The organism is Mycobacterium sp., assembly GCF_019247615.1.
GTDB lineage: Bacteria > Actinomycetota > Actinomycetes > Mycobacteriales > Mycobacteriaceae > Mycobacterium.
The window spans coordinates 1-17,888 of sequence record NZ_JAFBAT010000248.1 but is presented as its reverse complement, the minus strand read 5'-3'; the positions used below and the strand labels follow the sequence as shown (position 1 = coordinate 17,888).

Annotated in this window: 13 protein-coding genes; 10 read left to right on the top strand and 3 right to left on the bottom strand. The window is 64.4% G+C overall.

Going from position 1 to position 17,888, the window contains the following annotated elements:
• The 3 genes from JO059_RS17055 to JO059_RS17045 all read left to right on the top strand — a co-directional run.
• A partial coding sequence (locus tag JO059_RS17055) for a beta-ketoacyl reductase (protein WP_293320766.1) occupies positions 1-1,096 on the top strand: 1,096 nt, incomplete at its 5' end.
• Between the two features lie 53 nt (positions 1,097-1,149).
• Positions 1,150-2,595, top strand: coding sequence for a condensation domain-containing protein (locus JO059_RS17050; protein WP_293320764.1), 1,446 nt, complete (start codon positions 1,150-1,152; stop codon positions 2,593-2,595).
• A gap of 46 nt (positions 2,596-2,641) precedes the next feature.
• Complete coding sequence (locus tag JO059_RS17045; RefSeq protein ID WP_293320762.1) at positions 2,642-3,895, top strand: glycosyltransferase; 1,254 nt, start codon at positions 2,642-2,644, stop codon at positions 3,893-3,895.
• An 86-nt stretch (positions 3,896-3,981) separates the two neighbouring features.
• Here the strand turns inward: JO059_RS17045 and JO059_RS17040 are convergent, their stop codons facing one another.
• Positions 3,982-5,241, bottom strand: coding sequence for a glycosyltransferase (locus JO059_RS17040; protein ID WP_293320760.1), 1,260 nt, complete (start codon positions 5,239-5,241; stop codon positions 3,982-3,984).
• A gap of 43 nt (positions 5,242-5,284) precedes the next feature.
• The gene (locus tag JO059_RS17035) at positions 5,285-6,103 is read right to left on the bottom strand and encodes a phthiotriol/phenolphthiotriol dimycocerosates methyltransferase (protein WP_293320770.1); all 819 of its coding nucleotides are present in this window, start codon (positions 6,101-6,103) and stop codon (positions 5,285-5,287) included.
• 180 nt (positions 6,104-6,283) lie between these two features.
• Here JO059_RS17035 and JO059_RS17030 point away from each other — a divergent pair, with 180 nt between their 5' ends.
• Positions 6,284-10,105: an RND family transporter gene (locus JO059_RS17030; protein ID WP_293320758.1), complete on the top strand. Its 3,822-nt coding sequence runs from the start codon at positions 6,284-6,286 to the stop codon at positions 10,103-10,105.
• A gap of 31 nt (positions 10,106-10,136) precedes the next feature.
• Here JO059_RS17030 and JO059_RS17025 read toward each other — a convergent pair whose 3' ends face one another.
• A complete protein-coding gene (locus JO059_RS17025; protein ID WP_293320768.1) occupies positions 10,137-11,891 on the bottom strand; it encodes an AMP-binding protein in 1,755 nt (584 codons plus the stop codon).
• 127 nt (positions 11,892-12,018) lie between these two features.
• Between JO059_RS17025 and JO059_RS17020 the strand changes: the two genes are divergently transcribed.
• The 6 genes from JO059_RS17020 to JO059_RS16995 all read left to right on the top strand — a co-directional run bounded on the left by JO059_RS17020 (position 12,019) and on the right by JO059_RS16995 (position 17,763).
• On the top strand, positions 12,019-13,356 hold the full coding sequence (locus JO059_RS17020; RefSeq protein WP_293320756.1) for a hypothetical protein: 1,338 nt from the start codon (positions 12,019-12,021) through the stop codon (positions 13,354-13,356).
• A 162-nt stretch (positions 13,357-13,518) separates the two neighbouring features.
• Positions 13,519-14,307, top strand: a complete 789-nt coding sequence (locus tag JO059_RS17015; protein ID WP_293320754.1) for a GAP family protein — start codon at positions 13,519-13,521, stop codon at positions 14,305-14,307.
• Positions 14,308-14,356: 49 nt separating this feature from the next.
• Positions 14,357-15,397, top strand: coding sequence for a polysaccharide pyruvyl transferase family protein (locus JO059_RS17010; protein WP_293320752.1), 1,041 nt, complete (start codon positions 14,357-14,359; stop codon positions 15,395-15,397).
• Positions 15,397-15,999: a class I SAM-dependent methyltransferase gene (locus tag JO059_RS17005; RefSeq protein WP_293320750.1), complete on the top strand. Its 603-nt coding sequence runs from the start codon at positions 15,397-15,399 to the stop codon at positions 15,997-15,999. The genes JO059_RS17010 and JO059_RS17005 overlap by 1 nt, the downstream gene beginning before the upstream one ends.
• Before the next feature lie 9 nt (positions 16,000-16,008).
• Positions 16,009-16,908: a glycosyltransferase family A protein gene (locus JO059_RS17000; protein WP_293320748.1), complete on the top strand. Its 900-nt coding sequence runs from the start codon at positions 16,009-16,011 to the stop codon at positions 16,906-16,908.
• Positions 16,909-16,932: 24 nt separating this feature from the next.
• A complete protein-coding gene (locus tag JO059_RS16995; RefSeq protein ID WP_293320746.1) occupies positions 16,933-17,763 on the top strand; it encodes a glycosyltransferase in 831 nt (276 codons plus the stop codon).
• Positions 17,764-17,888: the final 125 nt, after the last annotated feature.

Genomic DNA, 17,888 nt, shown 5'->3' with positions numbered 1-17,888 from the left:
GCGGGCCGGGCGTAGCAGCGTGGTGTTGCCGCCCGAGCAGGCACCGGTCTTCCGCCCCGACGGCTCCTACATCATCACCGGGGGTCTCGGTGGGTTGGGGCTGTTCCTGGCCGAGAAGATGGCAGCGGCCGGCGCCGGCCGGATCGTGCTCAGCTCCCGTTCGGAGCCCACCGTAAAAGCGCTCGAGACGATCGAACTGGTCCGTTCGATCGGGTCCGACGTCGTGGTGGAGTGCGGTGACATCGCCCAGGCCGACACCGCGGAGCGATTGGTGGCAACGGCGACCGCCACCGGGCTGTCATTGCGTGGTGTGCTGCACGCGGCGGCGGTGGTCGAGGACGCCACCCTGACCAACATCACCGATGAGTTGATCGATCGCGACTGGGCGCCCAAGGTGTTCGGCGCGTGGAACCTGCACGAGGCCACGGCTTCTGCAGAGCTGGACTGGTTCTGCTCCTTCTCGTCGGCGGCCGCCCTGCTGGGCTCGCCGGGTCAGGGCGCGTACGCCGCCGCCAACAGCTGGCTCGACGCGTTCACCCACTGGCGACGCTCGCAGGGGCTGCCGGGGACGGCCATCGCGTGGGGCGCCTGGGGTGAGATCGGCCGCGGCGCAGGGTTTGCCGAAGGGACCGGCGCCGCAATCAGCCCGGACGAGGGTGCCTACGCCTTCGAGGAGCTGATGCGTCACAACCGTGCCTACACGGGCTACAGCCCTCTTATCGGGACACCCTGGATCGCGTCGTTCGCGGAACGGAGCAAGTTCCTCGAGATGTTCAAGTCCGCCGGGGAAAAGCGTTCGGGTTCAAGCAAGCTGCGGGCCGAGCTGTCCGAGTTGCCGCTCGACGAGTGGCCCACCCGGTTGCGGCGTCTGCTGGCCGAGCAGATCGGCCTGATCCTGCGCCGCAACATCGATCCCGACCATCCGCTGTCTGAATACGGCCTCGACTCGCTGGGCAATCTCGAATTGCGCACTCACATCGAGGCTCAAACGGGGGTACGCATCACCTCCGCCGACATCACCACGGTGCGGGGTTTGGCGGATTACCTGTTCCAGAAGCTGGCACCCAGTGAGGAGAATGCCACGACACCGGCGTGAGGTTCTACGTCAAAGTCGACTGCATCGCTTAGGCCGCAAATGAGGAGGGAAACGTGTTCATAGGTGGGGGTTCTGAGCACGACAGGCTGCGCGTTGGCAACGCCTATGACTGGGACGCGGGCCCGGGCTCGGTGGTGAGCTGGGAGCCGACGCCGGGCTGCGCGGCTAAGGCCCGCCAGGCGCCCGTAAGCGCCGTGCCGCCCAGCTCCATGCAGATCGGCCACCTCCGGGGGTTCGTGGAATTTCGCGAGCGGGGGCTCGACTATTCGCGAGCGGTCATGGGCTCCTGGGATGTGCCGGGCCGGTGCGACATCCGCGCCATGACCTACGTCATCAACGCGCACCTTCGTCGCCACGCGACCTACCACAGCTGGTTCGAGTACCAGGACGCGAAGAACATCGTCCGGCACACCCTCAACAACCCGCGTGACATTCAATTCGTCGCCAAAGAGTATGGCGTGCTGACGCCGCAGCAATGGCAGGACCATGTCCTGGCGACACCCGATCCGCTGCAGTGGGATTGCTTCAGGTTCGGAATCATCCAGTACGACGACCGCTTCGCGTTGTATGCGGTTGTCGACCATCTGCACTGCGACCCGATGCTGATCGCCGGGTTGTACGTGGAGATCGTCATGAACTACAACGCCATCCTCGAAGGCAAAGCGCCCGTCACCCTCCCGCCGGCGGCGAGCTACGACGACTTCTGCATGCGGGAAAGCCAGTGCGTGTCGGGCATGACCCTGGAGTCCCCCGAGGTTCTCAAATGGATCGAGTTCGCCGAGGCCAACGGCGGAACCCTGCCCGATTTCCCACTGCCACTTGGTGACCAATCGATTCCGTGCGGCGGGGACGTCCATGTGCAGCGACTGTTGGGGCCCGAGCAGACGGCGCAGTTCGAAGCCCTCTGCCGGCAGGCGGGTGCCCGCTTCAGCGGTGGGCTGTTCGCCTGCGCGGCGCTGGCCCAGTACGAATTGACCGGTGACGAAACGTATTACGGGCTCACCCCGATCGACAAGCGCAAGTGCCCGGCGGACTTTATGACCGTGGGCTGGTTTACCGGCGTGGTGCCGTTCACGGTGCCCGTCGACCCGAACTCCTTCGCGGAAACCGCCCGAGCGGCGCAGGCTTCCTTCGACGCAAACATGGACTGCGCCAATGTGCCGTACGACAGGGTGCTGGAACTGGCGCCCTGCCTCCGCAGGCATGGTCCGCAGTTCGCCATGATGAGTTACATGGACGCGGGTCTTCCGCCGCTTTCGGCCATCGTTGCCACCGCATTGGATGGCGTGAACGCGGCCGCCTTCACCGATGGCAGAAGCCCTGCCTACATGTACTCCACGGTGTTCCGCCTGTTCGACGAGGTCTCGATCATGGTGTCGTACCCGAACAACCCGATTGCCCGCGAGTCCGTGACACGCTACACGGACGCCATGAAATCGGTGTTCGACCGGGTCGTCGCGGGCAGCTTGGCGGGGGTGCCGGTTCGCGTAGCCAGGTAAGCATCGAAGCATCTACCTGCGCGGGCGGCGACCGAAAGCTGCGCCGATGAAGTTCGTCCTGGCTGCCCATGGGACACGCGGTGATGTCGAGCCGTGCGCCACGGTCGGCGTGGAATTGCAACGCCGCGGGCACGAAGTTCGAATGGCGGTCCCGCCCAACCTGGTTGACTTCGTCGCGTCAGCCGGACTTGCCGCCGTCGCGTACGGGCCGGACACGCGAGCGCAGGTAGTCGCGGTCGCGGACTTCACGCACAACGCCTTCACGGTCCAGAATCCGGTCCGGTTCGCGCGCGCCGCCAGGGAGCTCTTCGTCGAGGGTTGGGCCGACATGAGCCGGACGCTGGTGTCATTGGCCGACGGGGCCGACCTGCTGTTGACGGGCCAGACCTACCACGGGGTCGTGGCCAATGTGGCGGATTACCACGACATCCCGGTAGCTGGACTGCATCACTTTCCGGTGCGGGTCAATGGCCAGATCGGGCTTCCCTTCCTACCGACGCCCGCACCCGCCGTCCGCACCACGTTGAAAGTCGGCTGGTGGCTGTATTCCCATGTCATCACCAAGCCGGACGAGGATGCGCAACGCCGTGCACTCGGCCTGCCCAGGGCAACGGCTCCCGCGGCGCAACGGATGGCGGAACGTGGATCGCTCGAAATCCAAGCCTACGACCGGGCGCTGTTCCCCGGACTGGACGCGGAATGGAACGGCCGGCGACCCTTCGTCGGCGCACTGACACTGGGATTGGGGGCCGAGAGCGACGACGAGGTGGCGTCGTGGATTGCCGGCGGAACGCCGCCCATTTACTTCGGTTTCGGCAGCACGCCCGTCCAATCGCCGACCGAGACGGTGACGATGATCACCGAGGCATGCGCAGAACTGGGTCAGCGGGCCTTGATCTACTCCGACGACCCAGGGAACGGGGGTATTCGCCATCCCGACCATGTGAAGCTTGTCGGCCAGATCAACTACACCAGCACCTTGCCGATGTGCCGGGCAGCCGTCCACCATGGTGGTGCCGGCACCACGGCCGCCAGCCTGCGAGCCGGATTGCCGACGCTGATCCTCTGGGACGTGGCGGATCAATTCATTTGGGCGGCTCAGGTCAAGCGACTGAAAGTTGGTTCTGCCAAGCGGCTTTCGAACATCACCCGTAGATCGTTGGTCAGGCGGCTCGAAAAGATCCTGGCGCCGGACTATGTCGCCCGCGCACGGCAGATCGCCCCGCGAATGACCAAGCCCGCCACGGGTGTCGCCACCGCGGCGGACCTGCTGGAGCAGACCGTCCGGGTGGGTGTGTGACCGGATGCGCCCCGTGTGCGACACCGGCAAGGCGCACCCGTCCTCCCGGGTGGTCGCCGCGCGACAATCCTTAGCGCGTTCGCCGGTCAGCCGTAACGCCCACGGCGCGCGGTGTCTTCCAATAGGTCGGCGGCCGTGGTGACGCTCGCTGTCGGCTTGCTCATTCGGCTCGCTACCTCTCGCGCGCCGGCGACGTAATCCGGTGCGAGGATGCGGCGGAGATCCGCGACCAGCGATTCACGTGTTGTTCTCGAGAAGCGCCGGGAGGTGCCCACTTTCAGCCTCTTGACGACGTCCGCCCAGATCGGCTGATCAAACGCGATCCAGAGAATTAACGTGGGGATTCCGGCACGCAAACCCGCCGAGGTGGTGCCCGCACCGCCGTGGTGTACGACAGCGCGACACGCGGGGAAGATGGCCGAATGGTTCACCCCAGCAACCACTTTCACGTGCTCGAAATGCGGGGCCGCGCTGAAGTCGGTCCCCCCGGAGCACAGCAGTGCCCGCTCACCCAGCTCCGCGCACGCCTCGGCGATCATGCCGACAGCCTGGACGGGGGACTCGACCGGCATGCTGCCGAAGCCGAAGTAGATCGGCGGCGTTCCAGCCGAAATCCATGACGCGACCTCATCGTCGGCGTCCGTCGGCAACTCCATCGTGAGCGCGCCGACAAAGGGTCGCCGTCCCCCCCACTCCTCCACCACTTCGGGGAAGCAGAAGTCTTCATAGGTCTGGATCTCGAGCGATCCGCGTTCCATGACCCGACGCGACGAAGGCGCCGTCGCCTTGAGCAGCCCCAAGTGACGGCGCTGATCGTCATCCGCCCGCTTGGTCAGGCGCCAGTAAACCCATTCGGCCACAGTCATTCCCGAGCGCATCAACGAAGACGGAAGCGTGAAGGGTAGCGGCGGAATCGGAACTGCGTAGCCGTTGACCCGTTGGGGGTAGGTGTGCAGCGCCGCAAACGGAATGTCGTAATACTCCGCGACGTTGGCGACGACCTCTTGGTAGGGAATGCCTGTCAACAACAGGTCGGCGCCGTCGGCCAGCGTCATCAGCGCCGCGCTCACCTCTGGCCAAGGCTTGGTTACGGGCTCGATGGCCTTGCGCAGCAACGTGATCGGGTTTTGCAGCCGCCACGCCTTGCGGAAGAGATCCGGTTCCATCAGCTCGACGAAGTTCGGCCCGTAAGGGACTGCCGTCAAACCGACCGAGTCCACAAAATCGACCAGGTTGTCTGGGGCGGCCATGCACACTTCATGCCCGCGGCGCAGCAGCTCCACGCCGACAGCGGCGCACGGCTCGATATCGCCGCGAGTTCCGTAGCTCGCCAGGGCAAACTTCATCGACGAATCCTCGCCTTTCGCCTGCGGCCGCGCGGTGTCAGCATCAATCCTTGGCGAAGCAATACACCCGGTAAGAAAACCCCCCGGAACGCCGCAGATCCCAGTCCAATACACCCACACCGTAACGGATCAGGGAGTTCATGACCGACGGCAAACGGCCGCTGATCCGCTCCTGGGTCCGCTGCGTGTTGGCCGCGAGGCCGCGCTTGGCCTCCTCGTCGATGGACCTTTCCGAGATCTTCCGCAACGGCGCGCCGGCCAGCGCGGCTTCCCACTCGGGCACGACGGGAGCACGGCGGGAGTCGGTGTAGAGGAAATGCCCTCCGGGTCGCAGAACGCGGGCCACTTCCGACAGGAACCGGGCAAAATGCGGATATTGGTGCGAGGCTTCGACATTGATCACCACGTCGAAGGATTGGTCGGGAAACGGCAGATTTTCGGCATCGCCCTGCACGAAGTCCAGACCCGGCAGCTTGTGCCGCTCCCGGCACTTGTCGATGCTGGCAGGGTTGAGGTCCAGCCCCGTATAGGAGGCGGGGCCCAGGTTGCGCACGATGTACGACGCTCCCCCGCCGGCCCCGCAGCTGACCTCCAGCACCTTCTTACCGGTGAGATCGATTTGTGCGGCCGTCACGTGGTAGAGCTGGATGCAGTATCGATTGGGCTCGTCGGACGCCGACAGCGCCAACCGCATCGGCGGGTCCTCTTCGTAACCGAAATTGAAGAACACGACGTCGTCGCCGACCTGGCGGGTGCCTAGGGGCAACAAGTACTTCGTGGTGAGCTTTCCGACAAGCGGGTTGGATTGCAGGCGGTATCCGAGGGCCATGGGGAGAGTGTTGCACGGTCCTCCGCGGTGCATCGCCGAATGCGCCGCGATCACAGCGTCATCGCGCTCTGGTCTGCCCTGCTCACGGCGCCTTCTCCCGGCGCGCACGGGGCGCTGATCTGCGGGTTCCCTTCGAGGGCGCAGGGGACAATGGTTAATACCAAGATCGTGATTAGGCCACGCGAGTCGGACTGTGACGGTACGGTTGGTTGGGTGTCAAGCCGGACGGGCGCCGGTGAGGTGGCGAAACCCGGGGGGGTCTTCGACCGCATCGGCGATGTTGTTGTGCGGTGGCCGTTTTTGGTCATCGCGTGCTGGATCGCGCTCGCGGCCGCTCTGGCGCTGACGCTTCCACCGCTGCCGGCGCAGGCGGCAAAGCGGGATCAAAAGCCCCTTCCGGACGACGCGCCCACGTCGGTTCTCGCGAAACAGATGACTGAGGCGTGGCTGCAGCCACCCGCGCCCAGCAACGCCCCAGCCGACGAGAGCGCCCCACCCGCGCCCAGTGCCCCAGCCGGCGAGAGCGCACCGGCCCCACCCAGCGCCCCAGCCGGCGAGAGCGCACCGGCCGCGCCCAGCAGCGCCCCAGCCGGCGAGAGCGCCCCAGCGACTGCCAACGCGCCCAAAGGCGGCGCGGACGCCAAAACCGCGATTGCCAAATTGGGCGGTGGCTCCCAGGGTTTTATCATCCTGACCGATGAAAACGGGCTGACGCCCGCCGACGAGGACGTCTACCGGAAAGTCGTGCAGAACCTGCAGCAAGTCATGCAGGGCAAAGTCGGCGTCCAGGACATCCTCAGTAACCCGCAGATGAGGGACCTCCTCACCAGCAAGGACGGCAAGGCGATCACCTTGCCGATCGCGTTCCCCGATGCGGCGGTCTCACCCACGACGGTTTCCTCGTTCCGACAGATCAAAGACATCATCAAGCACACGACCGAGGGCACCACGCTGACCGCCTACGTCAGCGGGCCGGCGGCGACGGTGGTCGACGCCACGGCCATGGCGCAAGAGGACGCCCACTTCATCGAGATCGCCACCGTCATCAGTGTGCTGATCATCCTGATCGTCATCTATCGAAACATCGTCACGATGTTCGTGCCGCTGCTCAATATCGGCGCGTCCCTGGCGACGTCGCAGGGCGTGTTGTCCGGGCTGTCCGAGCTGGGCCTGCCCGTCAACATGCAGACCCTGGTCCTGATGAGCGCCGTGATGATCGGGGCGGGAACGGATTACGCCGTCTTCTTGATCAGTCGTTACCACGATTATGTGCGGCACGGCCAGGATTCGGATCAAGCGGTCAAGAACGCGTTGATGTCGATCGGCAAGGTCATCGCGGCATCGGCGGCAACGGTTTCTGTCACTTTCCTCGCGATGGTCTTCACCAAGCTCGAAGTGTTTTCGGCCGTCGGTCCGGCCATTTCGATCGCGGTCATCGTGGCGCTGCTGTCGGCGATCACGCTGCTGCCCGCGCTGCTGGTGATCACGGGACGACGAGGCTGGATCAAGCCCCGTCGCGACCTGACCACCCGGATGTGGCGCCGGACGGGTACGCGCGTGGTGCGTCGGCCGCGCATTCATCTGATCGGCAGCCTCATCCTTCTCGCCACCCTCGCCGCCTGTACCAGCGTGATGCGCTTCAACTACGACGATCTCAAGACGATGCCGGACAACGTCGAGAGCTCCAAGGGATATGACGCGATGAATCGCCATTTCCCGATGAACGCCTTGACGCCGATGATCCTTTTCGTCAAGTCATCGCACGACCTGCGCACGCCCCATGCCCTTGCCGACCTCGAGCAGATGGCCAGCAGAGTGAGCCAGGTGCCCGGTATCACGATGGTGCGTGGCCTGACGCGGCCCAACGGAGAGCCGCTGGAGCAGATGAAGCTGTCGTGGCAGGCCGGTCAGGTCGGGGACAAACTCGACGAAGCGTCCAACCAGATCACGAACCACGGGGACGACCTGGACCATCTGGTCAACGGATCGAATCAGCTGGCCGACGCCCTGGCGCAACTGAGGGATCAGGTGGCCACGGCCGTTTCCAGTCTGAGCGGAGTCGTCGGGCCACTGACGACCATGGAGCAGGCCGCCGGAGGCGACCAGACCATCGCCGCCCTCAACTCGGGCGCGGCCATCACCGGGCAGATCAAGTCCCTCAGCGAGAACCTGCACACGTCCACCGATAGTGCGGAAAACGTCGCTCTGTGGGCGGCTCCGATGGTGTCGGCGCTCAACGCCAGCCCGGAGTGCAACGCCGACCCGGCATGTGTGAAGTCCCGTGCGGGGTTGGCGGCGATGGTGGACGCAAACAACAACGGCACCCTTAACGTAGTCAAGAGGTTCGCCAAGAACCTTGACGCGGCCGCGCAGGCGCAGACCGTCGGCCAAACGCTGGACAAGATCCAGCAAACCCTGACCGAGGCCGCCACGGCCATGACGGTCATCAAGAACCTGCAGTCCACCATGGACACCGCGAAGCAAGGCACCCAGGCCCTCGCGGACGGCAGCCGCGCAATTGCCGGTGGTGTCAAACAACTGGTCGACTCCACCCGGTTATTGGGTGGCGGGCTGAACGAGGCGTCGTCATTCCTCTTGGGAATGAAGCGCGACGCCGAGAAGCCCTCCATGTCGGGCTTCAACCTGCCGCCAGAGATCACAACGAGGGACGAGTACAAGCAAGGCGCGAAGATCTTCCTGTCACCCGACGGTCACGCCGCTCAGTACTTCGTGCAGAGCGCAGTAAACCCATTCACGACCGACGCGATGGATCAAATCGACAAGATCATCAAAGCGGCCTATTCGGCGGAACCGAATACCGAGCTGGCCGACGCCTCCCTAGCGGTCGCGGGAATTCCGTCGGCGCTCAAAGACACCCGCGACTTTTACAACAACGACATCAACTTCATCGTGGTCGCGACCATCCTGATTGTGTTCCTGATCCTGGTCGCGCTCCTACGGGCGGTCGTCGCGCCGCTGTACCTCATCGGTTCGGTGCTGCTTTCGTATTTGTCGGCGATGGGGCTCGGCGTCCTGGTATTCCAACTGATTCTGGGCCAGAACTTGCACTGGAGCCTGCCCGGACTGTCCTTCATTTTGCTGGTCGCGGTCGGCGCTGACTACAACATGCTGCTCATCTCGCGCATCCGCGACGAATCACCGCATGGCGTGCGTGTCGGCGTCATCCGAACCGTGGGCACAACCGGCGGCGTGATCACGTCGGCCGGGCTGATCTTCGCCGCGTCGATGTTCGGCCTGATGACGGCCAGCATCTACACCATGGCCGAGGCCGGATTCATCCTCGGGATGGGTATCCTGATCGACACGTTCGTGGTGCGCACCATCACCGTGCCGGCCCTGGCCGCGATGATCGGACAGCGAAACTGGTGGCCCTCGAACCTCGGAAAGAGCCCAGCCCAGGTTTACCGCGCCCAACAGTTGAAGCAGAGTCAACGAAACCACCTGACGGGCCGCCTGGTCCGAATGAAGGTCATCCCGGACGCGCGGAATGAGCCGGTGCCGGTTGTCGCCCCAAGCCCGGAGCCGCCCGTCGAGCCGCGTCCACCGAAAGACGACATACTGGTCCGACTCAAACTCGTCCCCAGCCGCAAGAAGCCGCTCCCGAGTAGCGTGGCGGGCTCGGCACCGGTCGCGGACGGCAAACCGAAGTCGCAGCGTCTTCCCAAACACTCGCTTCCGCTGTTCGACCTCAGCGGGGTGGCGCATCGCCTGACCGAGGATGTCAGCGAATTGGTGATGGGTTCGTCCAAGTCCACCAACGGCAAGTCCACGAACGGCAAGTCCGCTAATGGCAAGTCCGCGAACGGCAAGGGGAAGAGCGACCGTTACGTCGGGCACTCGCTGCCCCTCTTCGGGCACGACGTCCTAGCAACGCGGCCCATCCTCGTCGGAGCAAATGGCAACGGCCAGACAAACGGGAACGGGCACGGCAAGCAATCCCACGAGGACGACGTCAGCGGCCCGCTTCCCCTGTTCGGTACCGACGTCCCCGCACGTGGAGACGGCGACTCTTAGGTGAGTTTCGTTCGCGCCGGTAGCCGCGGAACTACGCGTCCAACCGAACGAACTCGTCTTGCCGGTACAGTTCGACGCATTGCGACCGCCTAATTTTGCCACTCGTCGTGGTGGGAATGGAACCAGGTGACACCAGAACCAGATCCGCCACACTCAGGCCGTGCGACTTTGAAATCGCCGATGTGACGTCGCGTTTCACCACGCCCAGTCTGTCCGTCTTCTCTTCGTCCGACTCCGCGCGCTTTTTCAGTTCGATGATCGCAACCAGCTTTTCAATTCCCTTGTCCGGGACGGCAATTGCCGCGCAGCGACCGGCGGTGATCTCCTGTATCGTCGCCTCGATGTCATCCGGAGAGTGGTTCCGGCCGTAGACGATCAACAGGTCCTTGATGCGGCCGATGATAAAGAGCTCTCCGTTGGAGAAGAACCCCGAGTCACCAGTTCTTAGCCACGGGCCTTCCGGTGTGCCCAGCGACGGCTCGAGAATGTTTGCGCCGAAGGTCTTCTGAGTCTCTTCGGGCTTCTGCCAATAGCCGACGGCCACGTTGTCACCGTGCACCCAGATTTCGCCGACGGTCCCTTCCGGGCGTTCGCGATGGGTGTCGGGGTCGACAATGCGTACCGCCATGGATTTCGTGTCACCGTAACTGACAAGGGGAGTCCCGCTTCCGGCCGCACACCGGGTGGCTTGGCCGGCGGTCAATTTCTCCGAATCGAAGTAGACGATGCCGGCTGGTTCGCCCAGCTTACGGCTCGCCATGTACACCGTCGCTTCGGCCATGCCGTACGACGGACGTATCACCCCCGGATCAAGGTTGAACGGGGCGAAGCGATCAGCGAACCGTTTGAGGGTGGCGGGCTGCACTCGCTCGCTACCGTTGAGGATGGTGTGCACTCCCCCGAGATCCAGCCCGGCCATGTCCTCGTTCGACGTCTTGCGCACCGCCAGCTCGTAGGCGAAGTTGGGTCCAGCCGAAATCGTGCAGCCGTTGTGTGCCAACAAATGCAGCCACCGGGCCGGCCGCTGCAAGAACCCGACGGGGCTGGATAGCACCGTCGGGACGCCCGCCAGAATCGGCATGAGGATGCCCAACAGCAGACCCATGTCGTGGTAGAGCGGCAGCCAAGACACCACGGTGATGTCCGCGGGGGGAATCCCCCCCTCGGCCGCGAAGAAGTCGCTCATGATCTGCTCGAAATTGGCGAAGACGTTCTTGTTGGAGACCATGACGCCGGCAGGCGTACGGGTCGACCCCGAGGTGTATTGCAAATACACGAAATTGGGACGCTCGTTGGCTGCGGAGCGGGGTCTCGTGCCGGCGGGACGCTGGCGAGTATCCAAGTCCAGCACGTCAAGTTCGACGATCCACGGGGCGGCTGGGCCCTGCCGTGATTGCACCGCCGCTTTCACACTGTCGATGACGGCCGACGTGGTCAGAACTACCGCGGGTGAGGTGTCGGCCAGCACCGAGATGGTTCGTTCGTCGTGTGAGCCCCCAAAGGGAAGGGGGAGCGGAACCGCGACGAGTCCGGCGTGCATCGCGCCCAGGAAACCGATGACGTAGTCGAGGCCCTGCGGTGCCAGGATCAGGGCGCGATCACCGACCGACCCACGAATCCGGAGTTGCTCACCGACGGTCATCACTCGCCGATACAACTGCGACCATGTCAAGGTCGTCGCCACGCCGTCCCATGCCTGTTCGAAATCGACGAATGTGAACGCCGGGTCGTTGGGCTGCAGGCTTGCGCGTTCGCGCAGCACAGCAGGAATTGAAGACTCGACCACGGGAATGAGGTTACCTTCGTAGGCGGCGTCGCCGGCCAGGAACGGCGACGTTAACGGCATCAACTCATCGCCATCGCAGCCGCAATGCGGCCACGCCGCGCAGTCGCAATGAACTACCGTGAATGCGGTGGACAATCGACTCGCGCACATGGACCAAGTGTCATTTCTTGGCGTGCGGGCGCTTGGTTATGGTGCGCTGGTCCAATTCAATTGGATCTATAACCGCCCGGTTGATGTCGAAGGCTTGCGGCGTTTCCACCGCAATCTGGGATACGGATTACTGGGGCGGCGAGTCGAATGTTCTCCCTTACCTTTCGCACGCGATCGATGGGTTGTTTATCGGGGGCCCGCCGACGTCGACTTCGCCGAAAGTCCGCGTCCACGCGCCGAGGTGAGCGCCTGGCTACTGGAGCGGGCGCGTCTGCCGCTGGATCCCGAATACGGACCCAGCTGGCATCTGGCAGCGTTGCCCCTGGATGACGGCGGTACCGCGATCACGCTGGTCACCTCGCACACCCTGGTCGACGGCCTCGGGATCTTGCAGGCGATCACCGACGCTTCCAACGGCAGGACCCGGTACCTGGGGTATCCGCACCCCGGTTCTCGCACGCGCAGGCGAGCCCTGCTCGAGGACGCGCGCCAGACGATCGCCTCGGTGCCGGAGCTGGCTCGAGCGCTGCGAGCGACCGCGCGCATCGCCCGAAAACAACGCAAGGAGGTTGCCGCCTCCATCACTTCCGCACCACCGTCGGCGCGGGTGGCCGGCGCCGACGAGCCTGCCGGGGTACCCACGCTGACCGCCTATATTGACCTCGCGGAATGGGATGCGTGCGCGAAAAACGCTCGTGGTAATAGCTTTACGTTGTTCGCGGGGTTCGCGGGCAGGCTCGGCGTGCGAATGGGGCGCGTCTGCGACGACGGGACTGTCACCTTGTCGTTTCCGATCAGCGAGCGCACCGCGGACGATACCCGCGGCAATGCTCTGGTGTTCCCCACCGTTTCTGTCGACCCGACGCACTTGTCGTCGAACCTGGAGGAAGTTCGCCTCAAGTTCAAGCAGACATTCGCCGACCTGTCCGAGATCACCGAGGAGTTGTTGGCGCCGCTCCCGCTGACCTCGATGACGCCCAAGTGGGTCGCGCGCCGCGCAGCGGGCATGGGATTGGGTGCGGCCGCCAATCCGATCGGTTGCTCCAACGTCGGTGAGCTCGATCCGGCGGTGAACCGCCCGGACGGCGGCGAGGCCGACTACGCGTCCGGGCGGTTGATCGAGCCCGGCATCACCAAGCGCACCCTCGAACGCATGGGCGGCCAGCTGTTTATGGTTTCTGGGCGGGGCCGCGGAAAACTGTGGATCTCGATCAACGCATACCTGGCCGGCCGCACGAATTCGACAGCAGCGCTGGTCGAGGACACGGTGAATACGCTGGCCGAATTCGGTCTGACGGCCGAAATTCACGCTTAGCAGTTGCCGGTCGATCATGACCGTGTGATCAGGGCGCCGACACGCCGGGCGGGTCGCCCTGGATACACACTCGACGGACCGGCACCCGGAAGCCCGGTAGCGTCCCCCACCAATTCGGTGGTCTTACCTCGGGATCGGCCGCAAGACGGTAACGTTCCAGCCATGTTGGGGGCCATCCTGATGGTGACGTTCGTGGCTGCGGTAGACCCGGTCCGTTTGGCCGTCACCCTCCTGATGATCTCCCGGCCGCGGCCGATGTCCGGCCTGTTGGCCTACTGGGTCGGCTGTGTGCTGGCGAGTGTCCCCAGCGTCCTGGTTCCGGTGCTGATGCTGCACTACGTGCCGATGTTCAGGCCGTTTACTCAGAGTTTGGCGAGCACGATCATGGGTGCACTTGCCAGCACCACGGGCCGCCAGGTCCAGCTGGGCATGGGTGCGCTTGCGCTCGTGGTCGCCGTCCTGATGGCCGTGCACTACGCGGCGCGTCAGCAAGCGCCGGTGTCCCTGACCGTCAGCCCGGCCGGCATGGTGACGCAGCCCCGCCACCCGGTGTTTTATCTTTTTGGGCGCGCCGCGGACCCGTCGCGGCGCAACGAGTCAGCAATCTGGCTGCTGCTGCGCCGCGCCCACGCTGCATGGGAGAACGGATCCTCCCGGATGGCGTTCGTGATCGGCGTGCTGTCGGGACCCCCGCCGCTCGAGCTGCTGGTCTTTGTCACCGCCGTCGTCGCGTCGGGGGCCGCGCTCGGAATGCAGGTGATCGCCGCCCTGGGCTTCGTCATCGGCATGCTGGCGGTGATCGAGTTCATTCTCCTCGGCCACCTGGTGGCACCCGCGAAAACCGAGGCAATGGTGCAGCGGCTGCACGAAGCGGTACGGGCCAATCAACGGTGGGTCTTCGTTGCGCTCTCCGCGGCGATGGGGTCCTGGATGGTGGTCGGCAACATATGAGCCGGTCGGCCACGACGTGGCCGGATCGAATCCCTGGTCGATCGGGTACATGACCCGCACACCGCACCCATTGGTCGCCTATCTCGGCTGGCACGGCAGGGGCAACCTGGGAGATGACGCGATCTACGACGCCGTTCGCACCCAGCTTCCCGGAGCGAGCTTTGTCGACATGCCTTGTCTTCCGCACGAGCTGATCCGCGCCGTCGCAACGGGATTGAATCGGTCGCTGCGGCACGGCACACAAGTCGTGGGCGGCGGCACGCTCATCGGAAGGCGCTTCTGGCGGCGACTGGTTACCCGCGGCATGGCGCTCACCAGAATCCGAGGCAGCTACGCGATCGGTGTCGGCGTAGAAGACCCGGTATTCCTGGGACGCAATAGCGGCTCGGAGAAAGACGAGCTGAAACGTTGGGCGCCGATACTCTCGGAGTTCCGGACTGTTTCCGTGCGGGGCCCCCGAAGCGCTGAGTTGCTGTCAGGCATCGGTCTGGATGTGCAGGTTTCCGGCGACCCGGCGCTACTGCTGCCACGACCTGACGTGCTAGCGGAAGACGGATTGATAGGAGTGAATCTGGGCTTCGGCGATGATCTTTGGGGACACGATCCCGCGAGGCTGGCCGACGAGGTCTCGGCAGCGGTGAAAGACCTGGCGGCACAGGGCTGTCGGTTCGTGGGGATACTGATGAACCCGGAAGACAAGCGGTGGACCGAGGTGGCACTGAAGGATGTCGCCGCAGACATCGTGCTTCCCGCCGACGCGGGCTCCGCGGCACGCGAATTGGCTCGCTGTTCGGTCGCCATCGTCAGCCGGCTGCACGCGGGGATCTTGGCGGCACTTTCCGACACGCCCGTCGTTTCGCTTGAGTACCAACCGAAGTGCAGGGACTTCGCGCTGTCCATCGACGATGAGCGATCCCTCATCCGCACCGACGAGCTGACCGGGGGCGCCGTCGTCGACCGGGTGACAGCAGCGCTCGCGGACTCAGCGAACATCAGGAAAAAGACGCATGCCGCCGTCGCCCGCCTGCGGCAACGACTCCACGCGGAGTATGCCGATCTTGGCCAACACCTGGGGCTTGATGTCGCGTGATGAGAGCGATCACGACACTTGTCAAAAAGACCGACCGCAGGCGGTGGTCGAACCCACGCAACCTCTACGCGTCCTGGGAGTCTCGTAACGAAGAGCTTGCGGCGCTGGTGCCCGCCAATAGTCGGGTTATCGAGTTCGGCGCCGGCAAGCGGATCCTCGAGCGGCATCTCGACCCATCGTGCAGTTACGTGCCGTCCGACATCGTCGACCGTGGGCCCGGAACGCTGATCTGTGACCTGAATCAGAGACCACTGCCCGATCTCGGTTCCGATGTGTATGACGTCGCCGTTTTCAGCGGTGTTCTCGAGTACGTGCGCGACGTTCCCTCCATGCTCGACTGGTTGACGAGATATGTCATGTTCTGCGTCCTCACGTATGCCCCCGCAAGAGCCAGCGCGCGTTCGCCGCGTGGTCTCGTCGAGACGATCGGCCGCCTGCGGCACGGCTGGATGAACAGCTATCGCGAAGAGGAGCTTCGGTCGTTGTTTGCCCAGCGAGGGTTCCAACTCGTGCAAGCCAACGACTGGGAAAACCAACGGCTGTTTGTCTTTTCGCGCGATGGCCGGCACCAGGTTGGTCCCGGTCAGGCGTCGGTCAACTAGGCTACATCGATGCTGGCGTTCATCACGACTCTGCGTCACCCGCAGAATGCCGCAGACTACGACCGCGTCGAAGCGCTGCTGCAGGACACGCTGGCATCGCTCACCCAGCAATCGTGCGACGACTACGTGGTGATCATCGTCGGCAATCGTCCGCCGGGATTCCGGCTGCCGGAGCGCGTCGTCTTCGTCGAGGTCGATTTTCCGCCGCCCTCCCCCCTCAAAGGTCCGCGCACCGGCCCCGCCTCCGTCATCTGGGATAAGGGCACCAAGAACGGTGTCGGTCTCATCGCCGCGCGCGATTTCGGGCCGGAGTACGTCATGTTCGTGGACGCCGACGACTTCGTGCACCGCGAGCTTGCCGAGTTCGTCCGCGATCGCCCGGGTCGAGCGGGGTGGGTGGTCAAACGCGGCTTGATGTACTCGCGCAGGCGGAACGCGTACAAGCGGCTGCGGCAGTTCTACCGCTTCTGCGGAACGTCGTTCATCATCCCGTTCGAGGCCTATGACGTTCCGCCGCAACTGACCGTCGCCGCTACCCAGCAAGAGATTGCCGCGGCCTTCGGTGAGCGACTCGAACACATCCTGGAACACGGCTGGGCCTTCGACTGGTGGCACAGACACGGGCGCACTCTTGAGCCGCTGCCGTTCCCCGGGGCCGTCTATCAGGTCGAGAACGGTGAAAACCACTCTGACAACCGGCTTTTCGGTCCGGCGCGACCATATCGCTCTCGGCTCGAGCGCGACTTCGCCATTCGCCCGTCGAAGGCGCCGGCCCCGACCCTCTGGGCGTCCTTCGGGCCTGCCGCACTCAGGCCGGACCTCAGAGTTCCACGGCCGGGGTTTCTGCAGCCCAAATCGTACTTGGAGAATTACCAGCCCCCCGGAAATCGGGGAGTCTCCTCGCGATGACCAGCGATCGGTGGCCTTAGGTTTATGCCCCAGGAATTACCCGTGGTTGCGGCCATTCCGAACTACAACATGGGCGAGAACCTGCGCAGGTTGCTCCCCCAGGTGCTGGCGCAGCACTACGACGCGGTCTTCGTCCTCGATGACGCCTCGACCGATCACACGACGGACGTGGTAAGAGAGTTCGGCGCGGAAGTGAAACTCGTACGCAGCAGCCACAATCGGGGCGCGGGAGCAAATCGCAACCAGATCATCGACCAGGTCGCCGACGGGGCACTGATCCACTTCATCGATGCCGATATGGACTTGCAGACCGCCGAAATTCCCGTCATCGCGCGCGAACTCGCCAGGCGCTATGCCGATCGAGGGGTCGGGATGATCGGCGGGTTGGTCACCCTCGCCGACGGCCGTCAGGAATGGTGCAACCACGGTGCGGTGCTGTCACTTTGGGGCAATGGCACGGGTTTCTTGCAGTGGTCGATTGAGCAAATGCGGGATAAGCCGCGGCTAGCCGGGGCTCTTCGGAGAGCGGTCGCGCCCGCCGTCAAGGATTGGCCCAACACGCTGGAGCCTCCGGCACCGGCACCCACGTACTGGGTGCACGAAGGCAACATGCTCGTCCACTCCGCCATATTCAGGTCGGTCGGCGGGTTCGATCCTGCGCTTCGGGCGCAGGAGATTCAGGACCTGTCAATCCGCCTGGAACGGAAGGGAATCAAGCGCCAGTTCGACCCCAGCATCAGGGTGGTTCACCACCACATCGACGTCCGCGGAAAGAATCGGAGCAAGTGGGAGAACAGCGCGACGCGCTACCTCATACGCAAGCACGGGTTATACCGCTTCCTGACCGACCACTAGCCATTGGTGGCGACCCCCAGCGTGCGGCTCCGCCGCACTTGCGGTCGCCACTAGCCATCCATGGTGGCGACCCGCAGCGTGCGGCTACGCCGCACTTGCGGTCGCCACTAGCCATTTATTCCGGC